Below are 4,937 nucleotides of genomic sequence, written 5' to 3'. Positions count from 1 at the left end.
TCCGAGGCTGTCGTCAACGCTCTGATCAAGCATGCCGGCAAGCTCCCACAGGAACTCTACAAGTCGCTGACTTGGGATCGTGGCACGGAGATGGCCGGCCACCAACGTTTCACCGTGGCCACGGACATCCAGGTCTACTTCTGCGATCCTCAGCATCCGTGGCAACGCGGCTCCAACGAGAACACTAATGGTTTATTGAGACAATACTTCCCGAAAGGCACCGATCTGTCGGTCTATTCGCAAGCTAAGCTCAACGCCATTGCCAGGCGGCTCAACGAACGTCCGCGCAAGACACTAAACTTCGATACACCGGCTGAACGATTCCAACAAGCTGTTGCATCGACCGGTTGAATCTGCAAGCGACAACCGCCACGGGCTGGTGGTGAGCGCCATGGTGACCAATGCGGACGGACACGCCGAGCGCGAGGCCGCGAAGGTCATGCTCAACGATGCCAGGCAGGTGACTGAAGACCTGAATGTGGAAATCACCGTGGGCGCGGACAAAGGCTATGACGCGCAGGAGTTCATCCAAGCTTGCCTGGAAATGAAGGTGACGCCCCACGTGGCACAGAACACGTCGGGGCGGCGCTCGGCCGTTCCTGATGCCATTGCTTGCAGCGCCGGTTATGCCGTCTCGCAGCAGAAGCGCAAGCTGATCGAACAAGGCTTTGGTTGGGCCAAGACCGTGGGGCGCATGCGCCAGGTGATGGTGCGCGGACTAAAGAAGGTCGACCAGATGTTCGTGCTGAGCATGGCCGCCTACAACCTCGTGCGCATGCGCTCGCTGGGACAAATCCGTCCGCAGTTGCAGTAATCGCGGTAATGAGGCCGGAAATGAGCGCCAAATCGCCGAAAGATTCGATGCAGTGACGCCCGGCTTCCGGATTGTGAAAATAGCGAACCCATCAGCCTGGTAGGGGAAGCTCTGCCTCTTGCGCGGTGAGTACTTCAGCAGCCTGCTAAGCTCCTTGAGACTTTTCGAACTCCATCGGGCCGACGTAGCCGAGCGTCGAACGGCGGCTCGAATAACACGCACATCGCGACTCTGGTGGAGCGTCATTCCCGCTTCACCAATCTCGTGAAAGTGAAAGGCAAGGATACTGACAGTGCGGTTTCCGCGCTGATCAAATAGGTTCAAAAGCTGCCTGCGCAACTACGCAAATCGATTACATGGGATAGAGGCATGGAACTCGCACAACACAAGCGATTTACGATCGCGACGGACATGCAGGTCTACTTTTGCGATTCGCAAAGCCCATGGCAGCGAGGCACGAACGAGAATATCTACGGACTGCTCCGGCAGTACTTCCCCAAAGGCAGCAGCCTATTCGGGGTCATGCCGGGATAAGGCCGGAAATGACACGTAAGCCTAAAGGTAATAAAGAACGCGATCTTTATACGTTCAACTGCGGAGCGTCAGCCGCTCCAGGGCTCGATCTGGCACAATCGATGGCGCGGGTAGTTTCTCTGATGCTAAATTGGGGCCTCATTTTGATAACGCCCTGGCTGGGCTCGGTCGAACTCTCGGGGAGGGGAAGGCGTGGAACATCTGAGCATCTGGCACTGGGCTATTATAATTTTGATCCTAATCGTGTATTTGGTGCCGGCGGCGCGTATTTTGCAAAAAGCAGGATATTCCGGCTGCCTGTGCATCCTGATGTTGGTCCCGCCGCTCAATCTGATCTTCTACTGGGTATTTGCGTTCGTTAAATGGCCGGTGGAACAGCGCGCATCACTGATGCGCTGGGTGGCCCATGGGTGCAGCTCAAGCGCCACCTTCGGACGTACGATCTCGTTTAAAGACCGACTCTCTAGCATCTTCCTTGTCGGCTGGTCAGGAGCTGCAGTCGGCCATAAACGATCCTTTACAATCTGTCGGACAATGTCCGATGAAGAGCCACGAGCCGCCATTTTTCAACGCGACTGTGAACCGGCGATTCGACGATGACCCGCCAAAACGTTACCCTGCTCCGCCCAAGCTATTCGTCGTCTTCGTCACGTTGGTCGCCGTCCGCATCCTCATCTTCGTCGTAGCCCAGCCCCCTGAAAATTTCCCAGCTTGCCAGGAACGGGGTCAGCGTTTTATAGGCGAATTTAGGAAGATCATCGCTGTAGAAAATCTCATCGACCTTCTTGTCATAGACGTACTCGATGTATTCAAGATAGATCTCTCGAAGCAGACCGGTCCGATGCAGATTGAGGTTATGTGTGGTGACCGCATCAACGAAACTTGTCTTCAAGCCGTACCAATCAGGCAGCGAAATCTCCGGCCGAATCCTGCCTGTCGTGCTCAAGAAGCAAAATTCGAACTGTTCGCGCGAAACCCGGATAAGCTTGTCGTGAAAATTGCTCTCCATGGTATCGATCCAATAGTCCTTTCCATCGTCAGTGAGTTGATCGTAGATCGCCTGAACCTGCGCAAGCCGGCCTTCATCTGAGCGGCCATAGACTACACCCTCATGGACTGATGTGCGATACGAGCAGAAGGGATTCATCGCTGCGACGACGATGGTATTTGGGTTGGGAAAAAGCGTCGCTACCTCTCCCCATTTCTGGTTTGCGTAAATGAGAGCATGAAAACCCTCGGCTTCCAGCCTTCGGGCGATCGAGTTACTAATAACATTAAGCGCGTCGAGGGTGTAGTCTGGTGGAGTGCTTCCGTCCATGCCTCCATCAGAATCGATCCAGCCTTCGATCATCGGGAACGAAAGGGCAACGCAAATCATCGAACTGTCGTTCAAGATGTTCCGCTCGAAGGCCTGGTAATATTCTTCGCCGGGGTAGAAGACCTCCAACGTGAATTTTCCTGCGTCTTCGTGCGGGATCAGCGCGATGATGTTTTTCTCGTTAGAGACAAGCTCCTGAACAAACGCATCCTTGACGGTCCGGCCTTCCATCGGCGCTACAAGAACTGATGTCACGGCCGACTCTTTGAGACCGGGGAAGAGTGAACCGAAGTAGTTGGAATACGCCAACAACTCTGTGAAGGCTTGGCGCTCCGTCTGATTCGATTTCTTCAGTTCGATGATGGTCAACCCGGTCGATTCCGAGTTTCCGAGCAAGTCAACCCGAGTCGGATGCAGTGCACCGCGGTCAAGCCGCAGTTCCTTCGACGTCAGAACGAGGGCCTGCAGATTGTCGAGTATTTCATTGATCTTGCGTTCTGCGCGCTGCTGCAACAGAAATCGGATGGGCGGAAAAGAATTTTCCGTCCATTTCACCGGCTCACGCCGACCGACGACGAGGGTGGAAAAATCCTCCTTGTGATGTTGAAACAAGTAGTCCCGGAATGCATTTTCACTGACGGTCAACATATATGGTGTGTACGTGGTTGTTTGCGTCAACATCAGGTATCGGACTCGTGGTATGTCGCCATTGAACGATATTCCTGTGCCGGAACCACCGGATTCCGAAAATCATACATCAGCGCCCCGCGAGCGGGCTTAGCCGAGAGACAGCAGTTCCGCCGGCGCCAGATGCGCGCGCACAAAGTAGGTGAGGCTGGTGTCTACGGCGTACACCTGGGCATTCGCCATCCGAACCACTTGGAAGTTGAGCCATTCGGCCAAGGATCGAAGGCCGTAGAACTTCGCAAGGTACTCTGCTACACCCTTTTCCGGGCAAGCAAAGAAGGCGAAGCGCGGGCTGATGGGCATAGCAATGACGCAACCGGGGTGATCTATTCCCGGAATGATGACCAAGGGGTGATCGCTGCTCAGTAGCGGTATGCCCGTGCCGCTGAAGTCCATCTGCCACCATTCCATTCGGATGATGCGGTTGTAGGCTCGGTCATCAAGGATCAACGACGGTATAAGCAGTTTCCCGAAGTCCTCGATCAATCCCGGCTTTGCGTGCTCCACCCATTCCAACAGCGTCTCTGGGTCCTCCCCCTCCTTTAACGCTTGATACTGCTCGGGATTTGCCGCGAGGACTTCCCGGAGATGGGGCGGAGCCTGGTCATGCAGGAAGCGGACAATCTCGGGCGGGCGAATCCGCTGCGCCATCAGGAATCGCGTCCAAACGTGACGCTCTTGCATTGTGAGATCGTGCCCACGTCCCGACGTTCGCATTTTGTTCAGGACCAGTCCTGCTGGGGCCTCGATCACCCCTGCTAAGAAATCCTTCTCAATCTGCTGCTGCCTTTCTGGCGGCACGCTGTCGAGGGAGTAGAGCCGATCTAGACTGCCGGTAGAGCGTGGGTGAGCCCGCTCGACAAGGAGGCGTCCGCCCTTCCATTGGTATCGGTAGAGGCGTTCGCCCTGCGCCTGCTCGTCCGGCGTACACCAGCCGTTGAGGTAGAACTGCGGGACGTAGTGATGACGTTCGTTGGCAGGCATATAGGGTGCTGGCTGTCGGGCTGCCTGCCATTCTGCCAGCTCGGTCCTACCTCCGTAATGCTTCGTGTTTCCCCCCCGAGTGTGCGTACCCGCGCTGATCGCAGTGCCGCACTAAGGCCTCTGTTCCCCGCCTATTCGCATGTGCGGACGGCCGTTTGACATCGCAAAGCGGCCCTAGAGTGAGGCCGGGCTCAACGTCCGGGGAGGGTCGGTAGCTGCCAATTGAGCCAGACCGGCCTGTGTATTGGGCCCGACGACCGGGTCCGGCCGAGGCCGTGTGGAAACGGTCAGTGGGCTGCCCTGGTCGCGTCCATATACGTAGGTCGCGCCTGGCGTTCCTTTCGGTGTCGATTCAGTGCCGATTCGACACCGAAGGCGGTAATGCCTTCCTAATTGGCTGTGAGGCTCCTCACGAGCGTTAAAAGATCGCCAAGAAGGGCTTATGCCCCCGCCAGCTTTACCGCTTTCATCATTTTGGCGATTCCTAGCACCCTGATTACCCGTTTGAGATTGTATGCGAGCACGTGCAGGCTCATTTCAGTGCTTACATGCTCTAACGACTTCGTCAGGAAGTGAGTCGATCCCATCCAGTGTTTAAGC

At 55.9% G+C, this 4,937-nt stretch carries 4 protein-coding genes and 3 pseudogenes; 4 read left to right on the top strand and 3 right to left on the bottom strand.

What is annotated here, in order from left to right; translation table 11 throughout:
* The 4 genes and pseudogenes from BLR29_RS31785 to BLR29_RS32660 all read left to right on the top strand — a co-directional run.
* The coding region (locus tag BLR29_RS31785; protein WP_143018590.1) for an IS30 family transposase at positions 1 to 351 on the top strand (351 nt) is incomplete at its 5' end.
* A 7-nt stretch (positions 352 to 358) separates the two neighbouring features.
* Positions 359 to 814, top strand: a pseudogene (locus BLR29_RS31780) (transposase); the annotation flags it as partial.
* A 204-nt stretch (positions 815 to 1,018) separates the two neighbouring features.
* Positions 1,019 to 1,327: pseudogene (locus tag BLR29_RS31775) on the top strand (IS30 family transposase); the annotation flags it as partial.
* A 29-nt stretch (positions 1,328 to 1,356) separates the two neighbouring features.
* Positions 1,357 to 1,710, top strand: a complete 354-nt coding sequence (locus tag BLR29_RS32660; RefSeq protein ID WP_176861126.1) for a hypothetical protein — start codon at positions 1,357 to 1,359, stop codon at positions 1,708 to 1,710.
* A 269-nt stretch (positions 1,711 to 1,979) separates the two neighbouring features.
* Here BLR29_RS32660 and BLR29_RS31765 read toward each other — a convergent pair whose 3' ends face one another.
* From BLR29_RS31765 to BLR29_RS32320, 3 genes and pseudogenes are all read right to left on the bottom strand, one after another.
* Positions 1,980 to 3,347, bottom strand: a complete 1,368-nt coding sequence (locus BLR29_RS31765) for a hypothetical protein (protein WP_092144084.1) — start codon at positions 3,345 to 3,347, stop codon at positions 1,980 to 1,982.
* A gap of 96 nt (positions 3,348 to 3,443) precedes the next feature.
* Positions 3,444 to 4,337, bottom strand: a complete 894-nt coding sequence (locus tag BLR29_RS31760) for a DUF4238 domain-containing protein (RefSeq protein ID WP_092144081.1) — start codon at positions 4,335 to 4,337, stop codon at positions 3,444 to 3,446.
* Between the two features lie 440 nt (positions 4,338 to 4,777).
* A pseudogene (locus BLR29_RS32320) lies at positions 4,778 to 4,937 on the bottom strand (IS5/IS1182 family transposase); the annotation flags it as partial.

Source organism: Cupriavidus sp. YR651 (genome assembly GCF_900101625.1).
In the GTDB taxonomy this organism is placed as follows: Bacteria; Pseudomonadota; Gammaproteobacteria; order Burkholderiales; family Burkholderiaceae; genus Cupriavidus.
This window is presented reverse-complemented; position numbering and strand designations above follow the sequence as displayed.